The organism is Streptomyces sp. NPDC107559 (assembly GCF_055657365.1).
This window is the reverse complement of sequence record NZ_JBVKBD010000003.1, coordinates 343,585-363,116: the sequence shown is the minus strand read 5'-3', so window position 1 is coordinate 363,116 and position 19,532 is coordinate 343,585. Positions and strand designations below refer to the sequence as shown.

General features: G+C 72.7%; 15 protein-coding genes. 6 read left to right on the top strand and 9 right to left on the bottom strand.

Going from position 1 to position 19,532, the window contains the following annotated elements; all coding sequences use genetic code 11:
- Nucleotides 1-156: 156 nt before the first annotated feature.
- Nucleotides 157-1,116 (top strand): dioxygenase family protein, encoded by a 960-nt coding sequence (locus ACZ7OY_RS13050; protein WP_471911465.1) that lies wholly within the window; start codon nt 157-159, stop codon nt 1,114-1,116.
- Nucleotides 1,117-1,217: 101 nt separating this feature from the next.
- Here ACZ7OY_RS13050 and ACZ7OY_RS13045 read toward each other — a convergent pair whose 3' ends face one another.
- Together ACZ7OY_RS13045 and ACZ7OY_RS13040 are read right to left on the bottom strand one after the other, a co-directional pair.
- Nucleotides 1,218-1,583, bottom strand: a complete 366-nt coding sequence (locus ACZ7OY_RS13045; protein WP_471911464.1) for a PH domain-containing protein — start codon at nt 1,581-1,583, stop codon at nt 1,218-1,220.
- A gap of 76 nt (nt 1,584-1,659) precedes the next feature.
- Nucleotides 1,660-3,093, bottom strand: coding sequence for a VCBS repeat-containing protein (locus tag ACZ7OY_RS13040; RefSeq protein WP_471911463.1), 1,434 nt, complete (start codon nt 3,091-3,093; stop codon nt 1,660-1,662).
- Between the two features lie 211 nt (nt 3,094-3,304).
- Between ACZ7OY_RS13040 and ACZ7OY_RS13035 the strand changes: the two genes are divergently transcribed.
- Nucleotides 3,305-4,273, top strand: coding sequence for an intradiol ring-cleavage dioxygenase (locus ACZ7OY_RS13035; protein ID WP_471911462.1), 969 nt, complete (start codon nt 3,305-3,307; stop codon nt 4,271-4,273).
- An 81-nt stretch (nt 4,274-4,354) separates the two neighbouring features.
- Here ACZ7OY_RS13035 and metG read toward each other — a convergent pair whose 3' ends face one another.
- From metG to ACZ7OY_RS13015, 4 genes are all read right to left on the bottom strand, one after another.
- Nucleotides 4,355-6,070 carry a methionine--tRNA ligase gene (metG, locus tag ACZ7OY_RS13030; protein WP_471911461.1) on the bottom strand — a complete coding sequence of 572 codons (1,716 nt, stop codon included), beginning with the start codon at nt 6,068-6,070 and terminating at the stop codon, nt 4,355-4,357.
- Between the two features lie 167 nt (nt 6,071-6,237).
- Nucleotides 6,238-7,875, bottom strand: coding sequence for a VWA domain-containing protein (locus ACZ7OY_RS13025; protein ID WP_471911460.1), 1,638 nt, complete (start codon nt 7,873-7,875; stop codon nt 6,238-6,240).
- Nucleotides 7,876-8,119: 244 nt separating this feature from the next.
- Nucleotides 8,120-10,111, bottom strand: coding sequence for an FUSC family protein (locus ACZ7OY_RS13020; protein ID WP_471911459.1), 1,992 nt, complete (start codon nt 10,109-10,111; stop codon nt 8,120-8,122).
- A 30-nt stretch (nt 10,112-10,141) separates the two neighbouring features.
- Nucleotides 10,142-10,972 (bottom strand): alpha/beta fold hydrolase, encoded by an 831-nt coding sequence (locus tag ACZ7OY_RS13015; protein WP_471911458.1) that lies wholly within the window; start codon nt 10,970-10,972, stop codon nt 10,142-10,144.
- A gap of 76 nt (nt 10,973-11,048) precedes the next feature.
- Between ACZ7OY_RS13015 and ACZ7OY_RS13010 the strand changes: the two genes are divergently transcribed.
- Nucleotides 11,049-12,389 carry an aminotransferase-like domain-containing protein gene (locus tag ACZ7OY_RS13010; RefSeq protein ID WP_471911457.1) on the top strand — a complete coding sequence of 447 codons (1,341 nt, stop codon included), beginning with the start codon at nt 11,049-11,051 and terminating at the stop codon, nt 12,387-12,389.
- Between the two features lie 24 nt (nt 12,390-12,413).
- Here the strand turns inward: ACZ7OY_RS13010 and ACZ7OY_RS13005 are convergent, their stop codons facing one another.
- On the bottom strand, nt 12,414-13,325 hold the full coding sequence (locus tag ACZ7OY_RS13005; protein ID WP_471911456.1) for a hypothetical protein: 912 nt from the start codon (nt 13,323-13,325) through the stop codon (nt 12,414-12,416).
- A gap of 166 nt (nt 13,326-13,491) precedes the next feature.
- Between ACZ7OY_RS13005 and ACZ7OY_RS13000 the strand changes: the two genes are divergently transcribed.
- Nucleotides 13,492-13,878, top strand: coding sequence for an SH3 domain-containing protein (locus ACZ7OY_RS13000; protein WP_471911455.1), 387 nt, complete (start codon nt 13,492-13,494; stop codon nt 13,876-13,878).
- Nucleotides 13,879-14,006: 128 nt separating this feature from the next.
- Here ACZ7OY_RS13000 and ACZ7OY_RS12995 read toward each other — a convergent pair whose 3' ends face one another.
- Nucleotides 14,007-14,438, bottom strand: a complete 432-nt coding sequence (locus ACZ7OY_RS12995; protein WP_471911454.1) for a hypothetical protein — start codon at nt 14,436-14,438, stop codon at nt 14,007-14,009.
- 108 nt (nt 14,439-14,546) lie between these two features.
- Here ACZ7OY_RS12995 and ACZ7OY_RS12990 point away from each other — a divergent pair, with 108 nt between their 5' ends.
- Both ACZ7OY_RS12990 and ACZ7OY_RS12985 read left to right on the top strand, forming a co-directional pair.
- A complete protein-coding gene (locus tag ACZ7OY_RS12990; protein ID WP_471911453.1) occupies nt 14,547-15,764 on the top strand; it encodes a PP2C family protein-serine/threonine phosphatase in 1,218 nt (405 codons plus the stop codon).
- Nucleotides 15,765-15,827: 63 nt separating this feature from the next.
- Nucleotides 15,828-16,934 carry a hypothetical protein gene (locus ACZ7OY_RS12985; protein WP_471911452.1) on the top strand — a complete coding sequence of 369 codons (1,107 nt, stop codon included), beginning with the start codon at nt 15,828-15,830 and terminating at the stop codon, nt 16,932-16,934.
- Here ACZ7OY_RS12985 and ACZ7OY_RS12980 read toward each other — a convergent pair.
- Nucleotides 16,922-19,489 (bottom strand): Ig-like domain repeat protein, encoded by a 2,568-nt coding sequence (locus ACZ7OY_RS12980; RefSeq protein WP_471911451.1) that lies wholly within the window; start codon nt 19,487-19,489, stop codon nt 16,922-16,924. The genes ACZ7OY_RS12985 and ACZ7OY_RS12980 overlap by 13 nt on opposite strands.
- Nucleotides 19,490-19,532 lie beyond the last annotated feature (43 nt).

Genomic DNA, 19,532 nt, shown 5'->3' with positions numbered 1-19,532 from the left:
AACCATACGTATCCGCTGTGGCGACTTTCACTCCAGGGTCCTGAGATGACCGCCGGGCTTCCGGAGAAGCCGCTCCCTGGCCCCTTTTGCACGCACATGGCAATGCACAGTCCTTCCCCACGCTCCTGACAGGGCCCCTGCCTAACGTCACCGCCCATGACGGGAAACCAAGGACCAGCACACAAGCGGAGCATGACCCGGCGCAAGGTCGTCGTGGCGGGCGGAGCGGCCGTGGCCGTGGCGAGCGTGGGCGGCGGAGTGGCCGTGACCGCCTTCGCCGGCGAGACGGGCAACGGCTCGACCGCGTCGGCCACCGCCGCGGAGACCTGCTACAAGCTGACCTCTGAGACCACCGAGGGTCCCTACTACATCGACGCGGACAAGATCCGTAAGGACATCACCGAGGACAAGGAAGGCATCCCGCTGACCCTGTCCCTCAAGGTGATCGACTCCGAGACCTGCAAGCCCATCAAGAACGCGGCCGTCGACATCTGGCACTGCGACGCGCTGGGCATCTACTCCGGCTACGAGAGCCTGTCCACCGGCGCCGGCGGCGCACCGACCGACGCCCCCTCGGGCACACCGACCGACGTCCCCTCCGGTACTCCCACGGGTGAGCCCCCGTCCGGCGCGCCCTCCGGCGGTACCGGCGGCGGTGGCCACGAGGAGCCGACCGACGACGAGCGCTATCTGCGTGGCACCTGGCGGACCGACCGCAGCGGTCACGTCACCTTCAGGACGGTCTTCCCGGGCTGGTACCGGGGGCGTTGTGTGCACATCCACGTCAAGGTGCACGTGGACGGCGAGTGGACCGACGCCGGTTACGAGGGCGGGCACACCTGCCACACCGGCCAGTTCTTCTTCACCGAGGAGGCCGTCCTCGCCTCCGCCGAGGTGGCGCCGTACTCCACCAGCACCACCGAGCGCACCACGCTCACCGAGGACACGATCTACGACCAGAGCGGCACCACGGGCGGCCTGCTCAAGCTGAAGTACGACAAGAAGCGCATCGCGAAGGGAGTGCAGGCCTCCCTGACCCTGGGCGTGGACCCGGACGCCACCCATGACGGCACGGACGACGCGGTGCAGCCGGGCGCGTCCGCCTCGGCGGCGTAGTCCGGACCGCCCCGGCCCCGGGGCGATCGCGCCCGGACCGGCGAGAGCGCCCGGGACGTCACCGTCCCGGGCGCTCTTCGATCCGCCGTACCGCCGACGGGTTACTTCGCCACGAACTGGGTCAGGATCGCCTGGACCTCGTAGATGTCCACGCCCTTGGTGAAGGTCTTCTCGATCGGGACCGACGAACCGGAGATCCAGATCTTCAGCTCGGCGTCGAGGTCGAACGTGCCGGCCGTCTCGACCGCGAAGTGGGTGATGCTGCGGTACGGGACGGAGTGGTACTCCACCTTCTTGCCGGTGATGCCCTGCTTGTCGACCAGGATCAGGCGGCGGTCGGTGAACAGGATGGTGTCGCGGATCAGCAGGAACGCGGCGTGCACCTGCTCGCCCGGACCCAGCAGATGTGCGAAGTCCTGCTGGGCCTGAGCCGGGTCGACGGTGTGCGCGTTGCCGAACAGTGCCATGAGTGGCCCCCCTTTTTTCGCAAGATCCCCGAAAGGTATCCCGGGCCGAGGGGACCGTCCACGGTCTGCGCGGAGGTCAGATCAGCTCGCGCAGGCCGTTGCCGCCGAGGAGCGTGCCGTTCTTCTGGGTGAGGTTGACGGAGGCCGCGTTGAAGACCCGGCTGCCCTTGGCCGTCGGACCGGAGGCACCGCCCGGGAACACCCAGACCGCGCCGGTGAAGTTGTTCTCGCCGGACGCGCCGACGAACAGCTCGGGCCTGCCGTCGTTGTTCACGTCGCCGACGGAGACGGTGGTGCCGAAGAAGTCGTCCGTCTCGTTGCCGCCGCCCACGCCCGCGGTGAACTGGCTGAAGGAGTAGGAACCGGCGCCCAGCGCGCCGGAGCGGCGGCCCGGGATCACCGTCACCTCGCCGGAGCGGTTCTTGCCGGCGACCCCCTCGTACGGCGTGCCGACGACGATGTCCGCGAGTCCGTCCCGGTTCAGGTCGGCCACGGCGAGGGCGCCGCCGAAAGCGTCGTTCTTCTCGCTGACGCCGGGCACGCCCGCGGTGTTCTGCGTGATCTGCACGGGTTCGGCGTCCTTGCCGATACCGGCCGCGCTGCCGTACCAGACCAGGACCCGGCCGCCCGAGGCGCCGTCCACGCCGGCGACATAGGGCTCGGCCGGGTCGCCGGCCACGAGATCGGCGAATCCGTCGCCGTTGACGTCGCCGGAGGCGGCGATGAAACCGTTGCCCTTGAGCGGCTGGTCGCCGTACTCGGGATACGCGTAGACCGCGCCGCCGCTCAGATCGCTCAGGCCGACGGTGACGAGGGCCTGGGCCGGGACGCCGTTGCCGTTGAAGTCGCCGAGCGTCACGCTCGCCACGGACGGGGTGTTCTGCGCGACCGAGCGGGTTCCGTAGGTGCCCGTGCGGCTGAACGGGCCGTTGAAGCTCACGGTGCCCTCCGTCCCGGCCACCACGATCCGCTCCTTCGGCCCGCCGCCGAGGCTGAGGGCGGCGAGATCCACCCCGTACCGCGCACCGTTGTCCTGCGCCGCCGGGCCGGTGGGCAGCGGCAGTTGGGTGGCCGTCGTCAGGCCGCCCTTGCTGCCCCACAACACCGTGACCAGACCGAAGTCCTTGCCCTCGGCGGTGTCCTCGTACGGCGCGGAGACCACCAGGTCGGCGTAGCCGTCACGGTTGAGATCGGCGGTGGCGGTGGCGGTCCCGAAGCCGTCGTCCCGCTCCGCGGAGCTGGGCACCCCGGCGGTGTTCTGCGTGATGGTCGTGCGCCGGGCCGTCGACAGCCCCGACTTCGACCCGTACAGGACGACCACCGCGCCCGCGCCCGCCTGGCCGGCCACGTCCGCGCCCGGCGCGGGCAGGACGGCGTCGCGGTAGCCGTCGCCGTTGAAGTCCCCGGGAGTGGCGCCGTGGACGGCCCAGGACGGTCCCGCCGACAGCAGGGTGGCCCCCATCAACCCTGCGAGCAGTAAGGCGGCGGATCTCCAACTGCCTCTGGACATACGACCTTTCATGGCCATGTTCATCCCCCTCGGTCCCTGGCGCACCATCCGTGCGCCGGTGTGACGCGGCGGATTGTAAAGGTTGAACGTGACATGTAAATGTGGGTGCGGCCGTGCTCCGGAGGCGATTTCCGGCCCTCCTCTTCAGGGCAGGGCAAAGAGTGCCGTTTTCTCAGCTCGCTGACAGGCTGCGTCCCTAGCTTTCCGGCGCATGACAGAGAATCAGGAGCCCCAGGGGCTGCCGGAATCAAGGGAACTGACCCGTCGCAAGGTCGTCGTCGCGGGCACCGGAGCGGTCGCCGCGGTGGGTCTGGGAGGCGCGTTCGCGGCGGACGCCTTCGCCGGTGAGGCCGGCGGCAGCAGACAGACTCCGGCCGCGGCCACGAGTGGCGCCGAGGTCTGCTACCGGCTGACCTCCGAAGCCGTCGAGGGCCCGTACTACATCGACGCGGACAAGATCCGGCGGGACGTCACCGAGGACCGGGAGGGCATCCCGCTCCTGCTCGACCTCAGGGTGATCGACTCCGAGACGTGCAGGCCGGTCCGCAACGCCGCCGTCGACATCTGGCACTGCGACGCCTCCGGCGTCTACTCCGGCTACGAGAGCCAGGGCAGCGGCGGTGGCGGCCCCGCGCCCACCGGTGAGCCCCCGACCGGCACGCCCACCGGCGAACCGCCTTCGGGCGGCCCCGGTGGCGGCAACCCCGGCGGGCACCAGGAGCCCACCGACGACACCCGCTATCTGCGTGGCACCTGGCGGACCGACCGGCACGGCCGGGTCGCCTTCAGGACGGTCTTCCCGGGCTGGTACCGGGGGCGTTGTGTGCACATCCACGTCAAGGTGCACGTGGACGGCGAGTGGACCGACGCCGGTTACGAGGGCGGGCACACCTGCCACACCGGCCAGTTCTTCTTCACCGAGGAGGCCGTCCTCGCCTCCGCCGAGGTGGCGCCGTACTCCGCCAACACCACCGAGCGCACCACGCTCACCGAGGACACGATCTACGACCAGAGCGGCACCACGGGCGGCCTGCTCAAGCTGACCTACGACAGGAAGCACATCGCCCGTGGGGTCCGCGGGTCGATCACGGTGGGCGTCGACCCGGACGCCACCCATGACGGCCAGGACGCCCCGCCGCAGCCCAGCGCGTCGGCGACCCCGTCCGCGTCGGCGTCCTAGCGGACCCGGTGCGGTGACGCAGCACAGCGGGCCCGGTGACGCCGTACGACGTCACCGGGCCCGCTGTCGGAAGAGCCGCGGCTACTCCGGCGAACCGCCGAAGCGCTCCTTGTAGGTCTCCAGGTCCTCGTCCGTGAGCTTGGCGAAGAGGACCGGCGGAACCGTGAACGGGGTGCCGGCGGGGACCGCGGTGAGGGACTTCGCCTCGGCCTCGGTGACCCAGGCCGCCGTGTCGTCGGAGAGGGTGAAGGCCGCGCGCATCGTCGCCGCCGTCGCCGGGATGAACGGCTCCGAGACCACCGAGTAGAGGTGGATCAGGTTCATCGCCGTGCGCAGGGTGAGAGCCGCGCCGTCCTTGTCGGTCTTGATCTCCAGCCAGGGGGCCTTCTCCTCCAGATAGGAGTTGCCCGCCGACCACAGGGCGCGCAGCGCCGCCGCGGCCTTGCGGAACTGGAGGGCCTCCATCTGGGACTCGTACTCGGCGAGCAGCCGGGCGATCTCCTCGCCCAGACGCGCCTCCGCCTCGCCCGACTCGCCGCCCGCCGGGACGTCGTCGCCGAAGCGCTTGCGGGAGAAGGACAGCACCCGGTTGACGAAGTTGCCCAGGGTGTCGGCCAGGTCCTTGTTCACCGTCGCCGTGAAGTGCTCCCAGGTGAAGGACGAGTCGTCCGACTCCGGGGCGTTGGCGATCAGGAAGTAGCGCCAGTAGTCGGCCGGGAGGATGTCCAGCGCCTGGTCGGTGAAGACACCGCGCTTCTGGGACGTGGAGAACTTGCCGCCGTAGTACGTCAGCCAGTTGAAGGCCTTGACGTAGTCGACCTTCTTCCACGGCTCGCGCACGCCGAGCTCGGTGGCGGGGAACATCACCGTGTGGAACGGGACGTTGTCCTTGGCCATGAACTCCGTGTAGCGGACGGTGTCGTCGGCCTCGTACCACCAGGACTTCCAGTCCCGGTTCTCCGGGTCCTGGTCCGCCCACTCCTTCGTCGCGCCGATGTACTCGATCGGGGCGTCGAACCAGACGTAGAAGACCTTGCCCTCCGCCGCCAGCTCCGGCCAGGTGTCCGCCGGGACCGGGACGCCCCAGTCCAGGTCACGGGTGATCGCCCGGTCGTGCAGCCCCTCGGTCAGCCACTTGCGGGCGATGGAGGAGGCCAGCTGCGGCCAGTCCGCCTCGTGGCGCGAGACCCAGGCCTCGACCTCGTGCTGGAGCTTGGACTGGAGGAGGAAGAGGTGCTTGGTCTCGCGGACCTCCAGGTCGGTGGAGCCGGAGATCGCCGAACGCGGGTCGATCAGGTCGGTCGGGTCCAGGACGCGGGTGCAGTTCTCGCACTGGTCGCCGCGGGCCTTGTCGTAGCCGCAGTGCGGGCAGGTGCCCTCGACATAGCGGTCCGGGAGGAAGCGGCCGTCGGCCGGGGAGTACACCTGGCGGATCGCCCGCTCCTCGATGAAGCCGTTCTCGTTCAGCTTGCGGGCGAAGTGCTGGGTGATGTCCCGGTTCTCCGGGGACGAGCTGCGGCCGAAGTAGTCGAACGCGAGCGCGAAGCCGTCGTAGACCGCCTTCTGCGCGTCGTGCGCCTGGGCGCAGAACTCGGCCACCGGCAGGCCCTGCTCCTTGGCCGCGAGCTCGGCGGGCGTGCCGTGCTCGTCCGTCGCGCAGATGTAGAGGACGTCGTGGCCGCGCTGGCGGAGGTACCGGGAGTACACGTCCGCCGGGAGCATGGACCCCACCATGTTGCCCAGGTGCTTGATCCCGTTGATGTACGGAAGGGCGCTGGTGATGAGGTGTCGAGCCATCGCGGGCTGCTCCCAAGTCGCTACGCGGGGTGACGATCATCGGTTCTCTGGTCGTCTATGAACCTTGAAATCGTAGCCGACATGGGTACGCCGCCCGCCTCCCGTTTTACGGGTTGGGAAGCGGACGGCGCGGGTGGTGCCCGGCGGTACGGCCGGTCGGCCGGTGGTTACGGACGCCAGGCGGCCAGTACGCCCTCGTACAGCTCGGCGTCCGTGAGCTCGCGCGGGGTCGGGCCCGCGTGGAAGAAGGCCGCGTTGCCGGTGTTCAGCTTGCGGAGGTAGTCGAAGGCCTTGTTCTCCAGGTCACCGAAGGCGACGAAGGAGAAGAAGAGGGACGGGTCGTTCTTCGCGGCGTCCGTGAGGGACTGGGTCGCCGGGGTCTTGGCGTCCGGGGCGCCGTCGGTCTGGAAGACGACCAGGGCGGGATCCGTCGTGCCGGACTTCCGGTAGTGGGCGACGATCGCCTCCACGGCCGCGTGGTAGCTCGTACGGCCCATGCGGCCGAGGGAGCCGTGCAGCTCGTCGATCCGGTTCTCGTGGTCGGCGAGGGTGAGGTCGGCGGTGCCGTCCACCTCCGTGGAGAAGAAGACGACGTGCACCGTGGCGTCGGCGTCCAGGGTCGCCGCGAGGGCGAGGGTCTGGTCGGCGAGGGCCTGGGCGGAGCCGTCCTTGTAGTAGGGGCGCATCGACGCGGAGCGGTCGAGCACGAGGTACAGCTTCGCCCGGGTGCCGGTGAGGCCGCTCTTCGCCAGGGCGGCGGTGGCGGCGCTGTGGGCGGTGGCGAGACCGGGAGCGGTGGCGTCGAGCGGGGCGACGGTCTCGGCCTCGGGCGCGGACTCGGGCTCGGGGGCCGACTCCGTCGCGAGCGCGGGCTCGGGGTCCGACTCGGGCTCGGGCTCCGCCGTGAGCGTCGGCTCGGGCTCGGGCTCGGGCTCCGGCTCGGGGTCGGTGGTGGCCTCGACCGGCTCGGTCTCGGGCTCGGTGACGGGTTCCGCTTCCGCTTCAGGCTCGGGCTCCGCTTCGGCAGCGGGCTCGGTCGCGGGCTCGGGGTCCGCCGCGGGCGTCACCTCGGCGACCGGCTCGTCCGCAGTCTCGGGCTCGGCGGCGGTCTCCGTCACCGGCTCCGCAGGCGCCTCGGCCTCCGGCTCGGCTTCGGCTTCGGCCGCGGGTTCCGGCGTCGGCTCGGCTTCCGGCTCCGAGGGGACCTCGGCCGTCGGCTCGGCGTCAGCCACCGGCTCTGCCTCGGCTTCGGTGACCGGCTCGGCCTGCGCTTCAGCCACAGGCTCTGCTTCGGCGACCGGCTCAGCCTCCGGCTCGGCCTCCGCTTCAGCCTCCGGCTCGGCGGCCGGCTCGGCCTCGACCTCAGCCACCGGCTCAGCCTCGGCCTCCGGCTCGGTGACCGGCTCGGCCTCGACCTCAGCCGCCGGCTCGGCCTCGGCTTCGGCGACCGGCTCGGTCTCGGGCTTGGCGGCCGGCTCGGCCTCGGCTACCGGCTCGACCTCAGCCGCCGGCTCGGCCTCGGTCTCGGTCGTAGGTTCGGTCTCCGGCGACTCCGTCGGCTTCGGGACCGTCACGTTGTCGAAGGCCGCAGCCACCAGTTCGTGTTCGTCCTGCTCGGACGTGCTGCGCGGCTCGGGGACCTGGGCGCTTGCCGTGGGTTCCGATGCCGGCTCCTCGGAGGGGGCCGTCGGTTCCTGAGTGGGGACCGTCTCCTGCGAGGGAATCTGCTCCGCACCCTTTGTCTCGGCGGCGTGATCCTTGCGTGAGCGGCCGAATGCGTTCCGCAGGAGAGTCAGAATGCCCATGTGCGCAACCCTTCGCGTGAGTTGATGCCCGTTAATCCCTGGCCAGGACGGACACGTAAGGTTAGCGGCCCCAGGTGGTGATCTTGGGGTGGGGTGAGTGACGTCGGGCCGCCTGTGTCAACACCGTGTCCCCGGCCGTGCCGCCCCCATGGTTAACACCCTTGCCGCGTCCATGGGTTCACTCTCGTTCACCCCTCCTCGACGGCGCCGTACGCACGTACCCTCGGCACCCGCCGGCCGGCGCTCAGTGCGGGGACGCGATCGCCCGGGCCGCCGCGACCTCCTGGCGTACCGGTTCCAGGACGCTGTCCGCCGGTCCCGTGAGGTCGCTGCGCACCGCGACCAGGGTCGTCGCCTCCCGCAGGCCCGCGGACAGCTCTCCCAGCTGCCGTGCCACCTGGGACACCTCGGCCGCGGACGGCGGTGCGGCCCCGTGCTTCACCCGGACCCGGGCCGCGGTCGTGGCGTCCACGATGCGCTCCACGGCGACGACGAGCGGCCACCAGGCGGCGGCGCGCCGGCCGACGGGCGGCGGTTCGGTCAGCGCGCGCTGGAACTCCGTACGGACGTCGGACAGGTCGCGGTAGAGGCGCCGGCGCATCCGGGCGCGGACCGCGGGGGCCGTTCCCGCGCCGAACGCGGACTCGACGTAGCGGGCGGTGTCAGCGACCGCGTCCGCCAGGCGGTCGCCGACCCGGGTGTGCCAGCTCTCGGGCCACAGGAGATAGCCCGCCACCAGCGCGATCGCGCAGCCCGCCAGGGAGTCCACCAGACGCGGGAGGAGCAGGGCCGTGCCCAGGTGGTTGAGGATGTCGGAGAGCAGCAGCATCACCGGGGTGATGGCCGCCGTCTGGTAGCCGTAGCCGCGCGGCGTGAGGATCGGGATCAGCGGGGCCAGCAGCATCATCGTCGGTACGTCCCACCAGCCGCGCGGCACCTGTGTCAGCACCGCCGCCGCGACGACCAGGCCGGCCACCGTGCCCAGCGCGCGCAGCAGCGCCCGGGAGAAGACGGAGCCGAAGTCGGGCTTGAGGACGAAGGTGATGGTGAGGGCGACCCAGTAGGAGCGGGGGACCGGGATGGTCGAGACCAGGACCTGGGCGAGCCCGATGCACAGGGCCAGCCGCAGGCCGTAGCGCCAGGCGGCGGCGGAGAGGGCGGCGCCGCGGGCGGCCCGGGCGGCGCGGACGTGCAGCGCGGTGGCGGGAACGGCGGAGACGGTGACCGGGACGGCGGCGGTGCCGCGTCCGGGCGGCGCCGGTGCGGCGGCCGGACCGAGCAGCTCCACGTCGGGGGCGGCCACGACCTCGGCGGCGTGGCGCAGGGCGTGCTCGACGGCGCGGCCCGCCTCGTCGGTGGGGGTGGGCAGGTCGATCGGCGTCGGGCCGGTGCGGCCGGCCTCCACGGCGGCGGCGAGCCGCCGTACCGTCTCCGCGACCCGGGACGGCAGCCGGTGGCCTCTCTGGTGCGCGGCCGGGGCGGCCTCGACCACCGGGGTGACGGCGTTCAGCTGCGCGAGCAGACGGGTGAGGTCGGGGCTGCGGCCGTGCAGGTGGGTGCGACGGGCCAGGATGACGTCGTACGACTTGTTCAGCGACTCGGTGACGACGCGCCGGGCCTCGTCGTACTCGCCGGGCACCGCGCTGCCGCAGGCGGCGAGCAGGTCGGCGACGGCGCGGTAGCTGTCGGCGACCGTGACCCGTTCCGGCACCCCGGAGCGCAGCGGCCAGAAGAGCAGTCCGAGGAGCAGCACCAGCAGTCCGCCGCCGGACATCAGGACCGGCGCCAGCCACCAGGCGCCGGGCAGCGGCAGGCCCGCGCCGATCACCGAGTTCAGCAGCAGGACCAGGCCCGACGCGGAGGCCACGGCACCGATCGTCGAGATCATCCCGGAGACGAGCGCGATGCCGGTGAGGGTGGCGACGGCGACCCAGCCGTGGCCGAGGACGAGGGCGCCGAGAGTGACGCCGACGGCGCCGAACAGCTGGGGGATCGCGATGTGCAGGATCCGTAGCCGGTAGGCGTCGGCGGTGTCGCTGATGACGCCGGACATGCCGCCCATGGACGCGAGGGCGCCGCAGTCGGGCCGGCCGGCGGCGAGTCCGACGGCCAGCGGGAGCGCCATGGCGATCGAGGCGCGGACTGCGGCGGCGCGGTTGACCGGGGCCTGCCGGGGCCGGAGGTTCCGCACCAGCCAGTCGGGAGGGGTCAGGCCGGTGGGGAACTCTCGCGACATGGGCCCATTATGGGCGTTTTGTTCGGGGTTCTAGGGCTGCGCGTCCACCCGGACCAGGAACGCCTCCAGTGCGGCGTTGAACTCGGCCGGCCGTTCCAGGTTCGGCAGATGGGCCGCGCCCTCGATCACCCGGAGCGTGGAGTCGGGCAGGAGGGCGTGCATCGACTCGGCGTCCGCGACCGGGGTGTACGTGTCGTCCGCGCCGACGACGACCAGGGCGGGGATCGTCACCCGGGTCAGCAGGTCCCGGTAGTCGGGGCGGTCGGCGCGGCCGCGGAGCGCGGCGGCGGCGCCCTCGGGGTGCGCGGCGGTCATCATGCGGTGGACGTGGGACTTGACGGCCGGGGCCGCGCCGGGGGCGACCATCTTGTCCAGGACCTCGTCGGCGTAGCCGCGCATGCCCTCGCGCAGCAGCCGGTCCGCCATGGCGTTGCGGGCGACCCTGCCCTCGGGGGTCTCCGCCCCCGGGAAGGTGTCCGCCAGGACCAGGCCCCGGACGCGGTCGCCGAAGCGGTCCTGGCACTCCATCGCGATCTGGCCGCCCATCGACAGGCCGGCCAGGACGAAGGTGTCCATCTCCAGGTCGTCCAGGAGTGCCTCGACGTCCCGGGCGAAGACGGACAGCGGGGTGCGGCCGGGGACCACCGGTGAGGCGCCGTAGCCGCGCAGGTCGGGGGCGACGACGCGGCGCCCGGACGAGAACGCCTCGATCTGCGGGGCCCACATCGTGCGGTCGAAGGGGTGACCGTGGACGAGTACGAGCGGGACGCGGGGAGGGTGGGGGACATGGGGGGTGCCGGGGACTTCGGGAGCCGGGTGGATATCCGGCCCTTTGTCCTCGTACGCGAGGAAGGGCGGCATGTGTTCGACCCTAGGACGTATCAACTACTCGGTGCAATAAGATCTTTGCTCTCGGTGCAATCCAGTGGGGGCTCGGATGGACGACTACCGGCGCATAGCCGACCGCATAGCCGACGACATCGCCGCCGGGCGGCTCAGCCCAGGCCAACGGCTGGCTCCGCAGCGGCTGTTCGCGCGCCGGCACGGGATCGCCGGGTCGACCGCGGGGCGGGTGTACGGCGAACTCGTGCGGCGTGGACTGGTGGTGGGCGAGGTCGGCCGCGGCACCTTCGTGCGGGCCGCGGCGGCGGGGCCCACCGGTCGCGCCCTGACCGAGGAGGCGACCCGCGCGCCGGTCAACCTGGAGCTCAACTACCCCTCCGCGCCCGGTCAGTCCGAGCTTCTCGCGCCCGCCCTCGCGCCACTGCTGCGGCCCGACGTGCTGGCCGAGTCGCTGCGTCCGGCGGCCGCCACCGGCACCGCCGAGGCCCGCGCCGCCGCGGCCGCCCTGCTGGCCGCCCCGGGCTGGCGCCCCGACCCCGCGCAGCTGCTCTTCACCGGCAACGCGCGCCAGGCCGTCGCCGCCGCCCTCGCCTCCCTGGTCCGCCCCGGCGGCCGGGTCGGGGTCGAGGAGCTGACGTATCCGCTGGTCAAGGAGATCGCCGCCCGGCTGGGCATCGTCCTGGTCCCGCTGGCCACCGACGCGGACGGGCTGCGCCCGGAGTCCCTCGCCGCCGCCCACCGCTCCGCTCCCCTGTCCGCGCTCTACCTCCAGCCGGTGCTGCACAACCCGACCTCGGTCACCACCCCGCCCGAGCGGCGGCAGCGGATCGCGCGGGCCGTCACCGACCTCGAGCTGCCCGTCGTGGAGGACCGCGTCTGGTCCTTCCTGCGTCCCGGGGACACCCCGTTCGCCGCCGGTGCACCCGGGCTGACCCATGTCGTCGACGGGCTGTCCAAGCGGGTCGCGCCCGGACTCGCCGCCGGTTTCCTGGCCGTACCGCCCGGGCGGGTGGAGAGCGTGGCCGCGGCGGTCCGTTCCGGGGGCTGGAGCGTGGGGCGGTTCGCGCTGGAGGCGGCCGTGCGGTGGGCCGGGGACGGCACGGTGCGGCGGCTGGCGGCGGCCAAGCGCGCGGACACGGCGCGGCGGCAGGACATCGTCGCGCGGGAACTGGCCGGATTCACCGTGCGGACCGACCCGCACTCCTGCTTCGTCTGGTGGGACCTGCCCGCGCCCTGGCGCGCCGACACCTTCACGGCCGCCGCGGCCGCGCATGGGATCGCCGTCACGCCGGGACCCGCCTTCGCCGTGGACCCGGGCCGGACGCCGGACGCGGTGCGGCTCGGTCTCGCCTCGGTCTCCGAGGCCGAGCTGACGCGCGCGCTGCGGACTCTGGCGGAGACGGCACGCACGGGCGGAGGCGGGGCCGGGGCGTGACGGCGTCCGGCGGTCTTCGGGGCGTCAGATGCGGGCACGGGTCGGTTCCTGCGGCTGGGCCGCGGCGGCCGCCGCCGAGGCGCGGCGGCGGGCGTGGTGACGGCGGGCGAGCTGGGCGCCGACCGCCACGGTCAGCCCCAGGGCCAGCAGCAGCCAAGCCGCCGTACGCAGGGTGGAGGTGAGGGCGTCGTAGACCGCGCCGGCGGCCCGGTGCGAGACCTCCGCGGGCAGGTCGTGCAGGGTCAGCCGGCGGCCGAGGGCGACCGCGAGGGCCAGCAGGGCGCCGCCGGCCGCGGTGCCCAGACCGGTCGCGGTGATCGCGCGGCGGCGGCGGACGGCGAGGCCGATGCCGGCGACGGCGAAGACGCACGCGGCGACGGGGAGCCAGAAGCCGGCGACTTCGAGCACGCCGTACCCCTTCCGGAGACGGCCCAGGTCCTCGGCCGTGAGTACGGGGACCCGCGCGTGCCGGACCGGGATGTGGTCCGCCAACGCCACGTGGGCGTCGACGAGGTGACGTTTGACCTCGACGGTGACCGGGGCGAGATCGACGGTGACCGTACGGTCGTGCTCGCCGCGCAGTGCGCGCAGGACGGCGTCGTGGGTGGCCCGGTTGCCCTCGTTCCAGGCGGTGCGGAAGGCCTCCGTGCGGGTGAGCGAGCGCACCGCCTCGTGCACGAACGGCGCCACCGTGCCGCGCAGCGGGCGCACCACCGTCCTTCGCCGGTCCACCTCGCGCATGATGCCGTCGCCGACGGTGTCCGCGACGGCCTCGCGGACGTCCGGGTCGTCGGCCAGCGGCGCCATCGCGGTGACGTACCGGTCGGTGTCCGTCAGCCCGTACGCGGCCCACGCCGACAGCGCGCCGAGCGGCGCCAGCAGGCACGCCAGCGCGATCAGCACGGCCGACAGAGCGGTACGCAGGGGGCGGGACACGCTTCCAGAAAAGGTCCCGCGCCCGCGGAGCGCGAGCGGGGTGACTGCGGACGGGTGCACAGGTCCCGCCGAACGGGGAGCCCTTGGCGGAACTGGGCGGTCCGCGCTCCGGTGGAGGGTTCACCCGGACGGGTGTTTCCTGGTTCAGGGGAGAAGGAGGTCGATCATGCGCACCACTACGGCCCTGCGGACCCTGGCCGCGGCCCTGCTCACCAGTGGCATCCTCGCCGTGACGTCGGCGGGCACCACCGCGACGGCAGCCCCGTCGACCCTCGCCCGAGGACATGGTGGCGGCGCGGGAACATTCGGCGGTTTCGGTTTCTGGACCCCGGGCGTCGTCGTGGCCCCCGGATGGCTGGACGTACGGCAGTTGCCCACGCCCGTCTCGCCCGTGGTGAACCGGCTGCTGCCCGGTTTCCAGGACAGCGTGCAGTGCGTGGTGCTGGGTCCGAGCTTCAACGGCAACCCGTACTGGTACTGGCTCTCCGGTGTCCGGGCCTGGGCCCCGGCCGGCTTCGTGTACACGTACGGCCTGCGCGTGCCGTACTGCTGAACACGTCCGAAGCCTCGACGGGCGGCGCGGACGGCAACTCCCGTCGCCCGGCGAGTGGAGGGATGAGGGAAACGAATGGGCCCCGGCCACAGCCGGGGTCCATTCGCCGTTCCGCTCGCCGCCGGGGGTCAGGAGATCCGATGGCCCGCCGCGTCCTCGTGCGTGTAGTAGCGGTAGAACATCACCACGAAGCAGATCGCTCCGATCAGCAGTGACCAGCCCACGGACCGCATGATGGTCGCGCCCGTCTGGCTGTACAGGAAGCCGAACGCGCTGCCCGCGAACGCCGCCCACACCAGGGCGTGCATTTCGCGCCGCATCAACGGGGTGAGCCTGCGTATCGCCATCCAGATCGCGACGAAGGCGATCGTCGTCACGAACCCGAACAGCAGGTTCCAGCCCGTGATGGGTCCGCCGCTGCGGCGGTTGGCCGCGGCCCAGTAGCCGTAGACGAGCCCGAGCACGACGGGCACCGCCCACTCCGCCGTCCTGTGGGTCCGTGCACCGAAGACGTCCATGGTGGATCCGCGTGTCCTGCGCGCGGGTGCCGCATGAGCCATGAGAGCACTCCTCCCTCTCGACCCCCCGTTACCAGCGCACACCTGGGCAGGGGTGCTGGCAAGTCGGCGGAGATGCAACACCGCCACCCTCATGTTTCGCTGGGCACCGTGAGTGACGGTGCCCGGAGGACGCTGAACTGGCTCGTCCGGTATGCCCGGGCCGGGCATTTCGACGCCCCGCTCCGGCTCGACCTGCTGCGGGTGGGCGGGGTCAACGTCGCCTGGCTGGCGCCGCTGCTGCTGCTCGTCGGCATCGCGCTGACCGACTTCGGCACCGGCGGCGAGTTCCGGACCGCCTCCTGGCTCGTGCTCGTGCCCGCCCTCGCCGCCGCCTTCTGCGGCGTGTGGGGCACGGCCGTGTTCGTGGGGCTCGGGCTCGTCACCTACCTCGCCGTGGACAGTTCCTGGCCGCACCCGTTGCGGAATGGTCTGCCCGACTTCATCCTCATCGCCGTCGGCGGCATCCTCGCCCTCCTGGCCTGCGCGATCCGGGCGCGCGGCGAGCTGCGGATGGTGCACATGATGGACATCGCCGAGACCACCCGCCGTACCGTGCTGCGCCCGTTGGCGCCGGTCTGGGGCGGCCTGGACCATGCGGCCGTCTACCTCGCGGCCGACAGCGTGGCCAGGGTCGGCGGCGACTTCTACGACATCCAGCCCGGACCGCACGGCACCCGGGTCCTGCTCGGCGACGTCCAGGGCAAGGGGCTGTACGCGGTGGAGGCGGCGGCCGCGCTGCTGGGCACCTTCCGCGAGGCGGGATACCACGAGGCGGAACTGGCGACGGTGGCCGCGCGCCTGGAGACGCGGATGCTGCGCCACCGCGAACACGCCCAGTCGCTCGGCCGCGACGAAGGCGACCGCTTCGCCACCGCCGTGCTCATCGGCTTCCCGCTGTCCGGCCCCCCGACGGTGGAGCTGGCCGTCTTCGGCCACGAGCCGCCGCTGGCCGTCGGGCCCGACGGGGTACGGGCCCTGCCGGAGGGGGACGGACTGCCGCTGGGCCTGTGCGACCTGGTGGGCGCCGCGGGGCCGCCCACCGTGCGTCGGGTGACGCTGGCGCCCGGCGAGACCCTGCTGCTGGTCACGGACGGGGTGACCGAGGCGCGGGACCGGGCCGGGCGGTTCTACCCGCTCGCCGACGAGGTGTCCCGCGCGCTCGCCCTCGACCCGCGTGCCACCGAACCCGGTCGCCTGGTCGGCTTCGTCCGGGACGACACCCTGCGGCACAGCTCGGGGCGCCTCGACGACGACACGACGATCTTCGCCGTACGGCCGCGGAGCACGGGCGGCGAGACCCCCTGGGACGGACATTCGCCGTCCTGACCCGACCCTTTGCAGCCGCAGCGGTTACGGTGCTGCCGTAGGTGATCGACAGGGGGAGGGACCATGCCCGGAACCGTGCTGCTGCTCGCGGCCTCACCCGTGGGCAGGGGGTGTCTGGTGGACGCGGCGTCCGTGCTCCCCGTGCTCGCGGCGGTGCCGCCCGCGGTACTGGCCGGTGCGGACACCGCGAACGTCGTCGAGCTGGCCGACCCGCTGGAGCCGCAGGCGGTGCTCACCCGGCTGCGCGCGGCCGCGGCGGCCCCCGGCCCGCTGACCGTGTTCGTGACCGGCCAGCTCCAGCTCGACCGCCGTCAGCGCCTGCCCCATCTGGCGCTCGCCCGCACCACCCCGGCGAGCGTGCGCTACACGGCGTTCCCCTGGCACTGGTTCCGGGAGGAACTGCGGCTGCGGGCGCCCGGCAGCACGACGCTCCTGCTCGACCTGCACGCGGACGCCGAGACCTGGGAGCTGCTGCGGACCGCGCCGCTGGACTGTGGGCGCACCGCCGCCGTCTACGGGCGGATCGCGCCGCCGCCGGCCCGCCGGGCGGTGGCCGTGCCCGCGTACATGAAGGCGGTCGCGACGATTCTGCGCAGCGGCCACCGGCCGGCCCTGGAACAACTGCACCAGCAGGCCTGGGGCAGGCTGGCCGGCGAGGACGGGACGGCGGGCGTCGCGCTGGCCGTGCACGCGCCGGTGGCCGGCGATCCGCACGCCTCCCTGACGGCCGCCGTGCAGTGCGGCCGGCACGCCGAGGCCGACGCGCTCGCCGCGCGCTGGGAGCAGGCCGCCGTACTGGCCCACGGGCCGGCCTCGGACGACGCCCTGCACTGGGCGGAGGTGCGGGCCGATCTGGCGATGTTCGCGGGGGACGCGGAGCGCAGCTGCCGTACCTGGCTCGCGGTGGCCGGGGCCCGGCTGGCGGCCGGACAGGCCCCGGACGCCCCGGCGGTGGAGGCGGCCGTGGACCGGGCGCACCATCAGTGGGGGCAGCTGCGCGACCCGGCCCGCTCGCGTGAACTCGGTTCGGCGCTCGCGCAGTTGCGCGGCCGGGTGCCCGGCAGGCGCGAGGGCGCGCTCGGGCATGTCCAGCGGCGGCTGGACGAGTTGCAGGCGCGGGGACAGCGGCCTGGGCCGCAACCCCCGCGCCCGCGGGATCACTTGGTGTAGACGAAGTACTTCCAGGAGCCGTACGTCGTCGCGTTGACGTTGTCGCCGGACTTGGTGTCGACGTAGCCGGAGCGGACCCGGAAGCGGTCACCGACGGCCGGGGCGCCGTCCAGGGTGAGCGCGTCCTTGCCGGTGGAGCCGAGCGCCCAGTACCCGGAGTACGTGGTGTGCCAGGCGCCGCCGTAGTACTGCTGGATCTGCATCTGGTACTTGCGACCCGGGTACGTGGTCATGGTCGTGGTGGCGACCGGGTCCTTGGTCCTGTGGAAGTAGGCGTACGTCTCGTTCCACGCCCGCGCGGTCTTGTAGGCGCCGCTGAGCGCCGTCGAGACCTTCACCTGGGTGTAGACCGTGGAGGACGCGGACAGCGCCGCGGTCCGGGAGTCGCCGGTGAACTTCGCGGTGACCTTGGTGTCGCGGCCGAGGTGGAGCGTGGCCGTGAGGTTGCCGCTGGAGTTGACCGTGCCCTTCTTGACCAGGGCGTTGGGCTTGTCGGAGCCGTACGGGTCGGCCCAGATCTCCACCGTGCGGTTCTTGTAGGTGCTGCCGAGGTGCGCGGTGAACGTCACGTCGGCGCCGTAGCCGTACACCTTGCCGGTGTTGTTCACCGTCAGCGTGGTGGCGTTCTTGGAGACGGCCACCGAGGCCGAGGCGTTGGCGCCGATGTGGTCGGCGTCGCCCGCGTAGCCGACGGAGTACGTCACCTTGCCGCCGGACGCCGGGATGTCGGTGAAGGCGTACGACCCGTTGGTGACCGGGGCCGTGCCGAGCACCTTGCCCGCGGGGGACTCCTCGTCCGTGCGGGTGACCGTGACCTTGGTGCCCGCGGGGAACGCGGCCGCCGAGGTCAGCGTGCCCTTGACGGTGAGGGCCTTGGCGCGGGTGGCGGTGGCCGGTGCGGTGACCGTCAGTGTGGTGGCGTTCTTGGTGACCGACACCACGGTCGAGGCGGTGGCGCCGGTGTGCTGGGCGTCGCCCGCGTAGGTGACGGAGTACGTCGCCGTGCCCTCGGCCGACGGGGTGTCGGTGAAGGTGTAGGTGCCGTCGGCGGCGACGGTGGTCGTGCCGAGGTCCTGGCCGTCCGGGGACGTGGTGTCGGTGCGGGTGAGGGTGACCGTGGTGCCCTCGGCGAGCCCGGCCGCAGGGGTCAGCGTGCCCGTGACGGTGAGCGCCTTGCCGCGGATGGAGGTGGCCGGCGCGGTGGCCGTCAGCGTGGTGGCGGTCCTGGAGACGGTCACGGCGGCCGAGGCGTTGGCGCCGGCGTGATCGGCGTCGCCCGCGTAGGTGACGGAGTACGTCGCCGTGCCTTCGGCCGACGGGGTGTCGGCGAACGAGTAGGTGCCGTCGGCGGCGACCGTGGCCGTGCCGAGCACCTGGCCGTCCGGGGACGCGGTGTCGGTGCGGGTGACGGTGACCGTGGCGTCCGCGGGGAACGCGACCGTGGAGGCCAGCGTGCCCGTGACGGTGAGCGCCTTGCCGGGGACGGCGGTGGCCGGCGCGGTGGCCGTCAGCGTGCTGGCCGCCTTGGTCGGGTCGTCGTACACGCGCAGCGCGTAGCCGCTGCCGGTGGTGGATATCGCGAACAGCTTGCTGCTGTCCGGCGCCCAGGCCACACCGCGCGGGGCGAGGCTTCCGTCGAACGTGAACTGCCGCAGCGGCAGCGAGGTGCCGGGCTTGAAGACGTGGACGTCCGGCTCGCCGTAGGAGGAGGTACCCGCCGCGACATCGCCGTTGGGGGCGATGTCCACCGCGTTCGGGTACGGGTTCGTCACGTACTTGCCGTCCTTGGACAGGTCCGTGAGCTTGTAGACCGCCTGGTAGTACGGGGCACCGCTGGCCGTGACGACGTCCTTGCCGTCCGGGGTGACCGCCAGGTCGGCGAGGTTGCCGCCGCCGGTGCTGCCCGGGTCGAAGGCGAACGCGGTCTGCGCCGGAGTGCCCGAGGACACGTCGTACACCGCGAGCTCGACCGGGCTCTGGCTGACGGCGCCCGCGACGAGCGTGTCCGGGGCGCCGGGGGAGGCGTCCAGGATCGGGGCGGAGTACCAGGAACGGCCGGTGTTCTGGGCGAGCGTGACGACCGGCTCGGCGCCGGAGAGGTCCAGCGAGCCGATGTTGCCCTGGGCGGCGCCGCCGTAACCGAACCACAGCTTGCCGCCCGCCTGGGCGAGGTACTGCGGGTCGGCGGTGCCGGTGGAGTAGCGGTGGGCCTCGGTCGCGGTCGCCGTGTCGACGGCGGCGATCGCGTCGGCGTCGCCCACGGCCGCGTAGAGGGTGGCGGAGTCGGCGGACAGTTCCAGACCGAGGACTCCGGGCAGCGAGCCGATCGTCTTGACGACCTGGCCCGCGTAGTCGGTCACCACGATCTGACCGCTGGTCGGGTCGCTGATGAAGACCCGGTGGTGCACCCCGTCGACGACCATGTCGCCGGTCGAACGAAGGGACAGGGAGGTGCTGGAGTCGGCCGTTGCCGACCCCGCGCCGGTCGCGAGGAGCGCGACGGAGCTGAAGACGACGGCGAGTGCCGTTGCTACCGGAAGAGTGCGTCTGCGCACGGTGTTTCGAACCCCCCGGAACGAAAGTGGAATCAGACTGCGC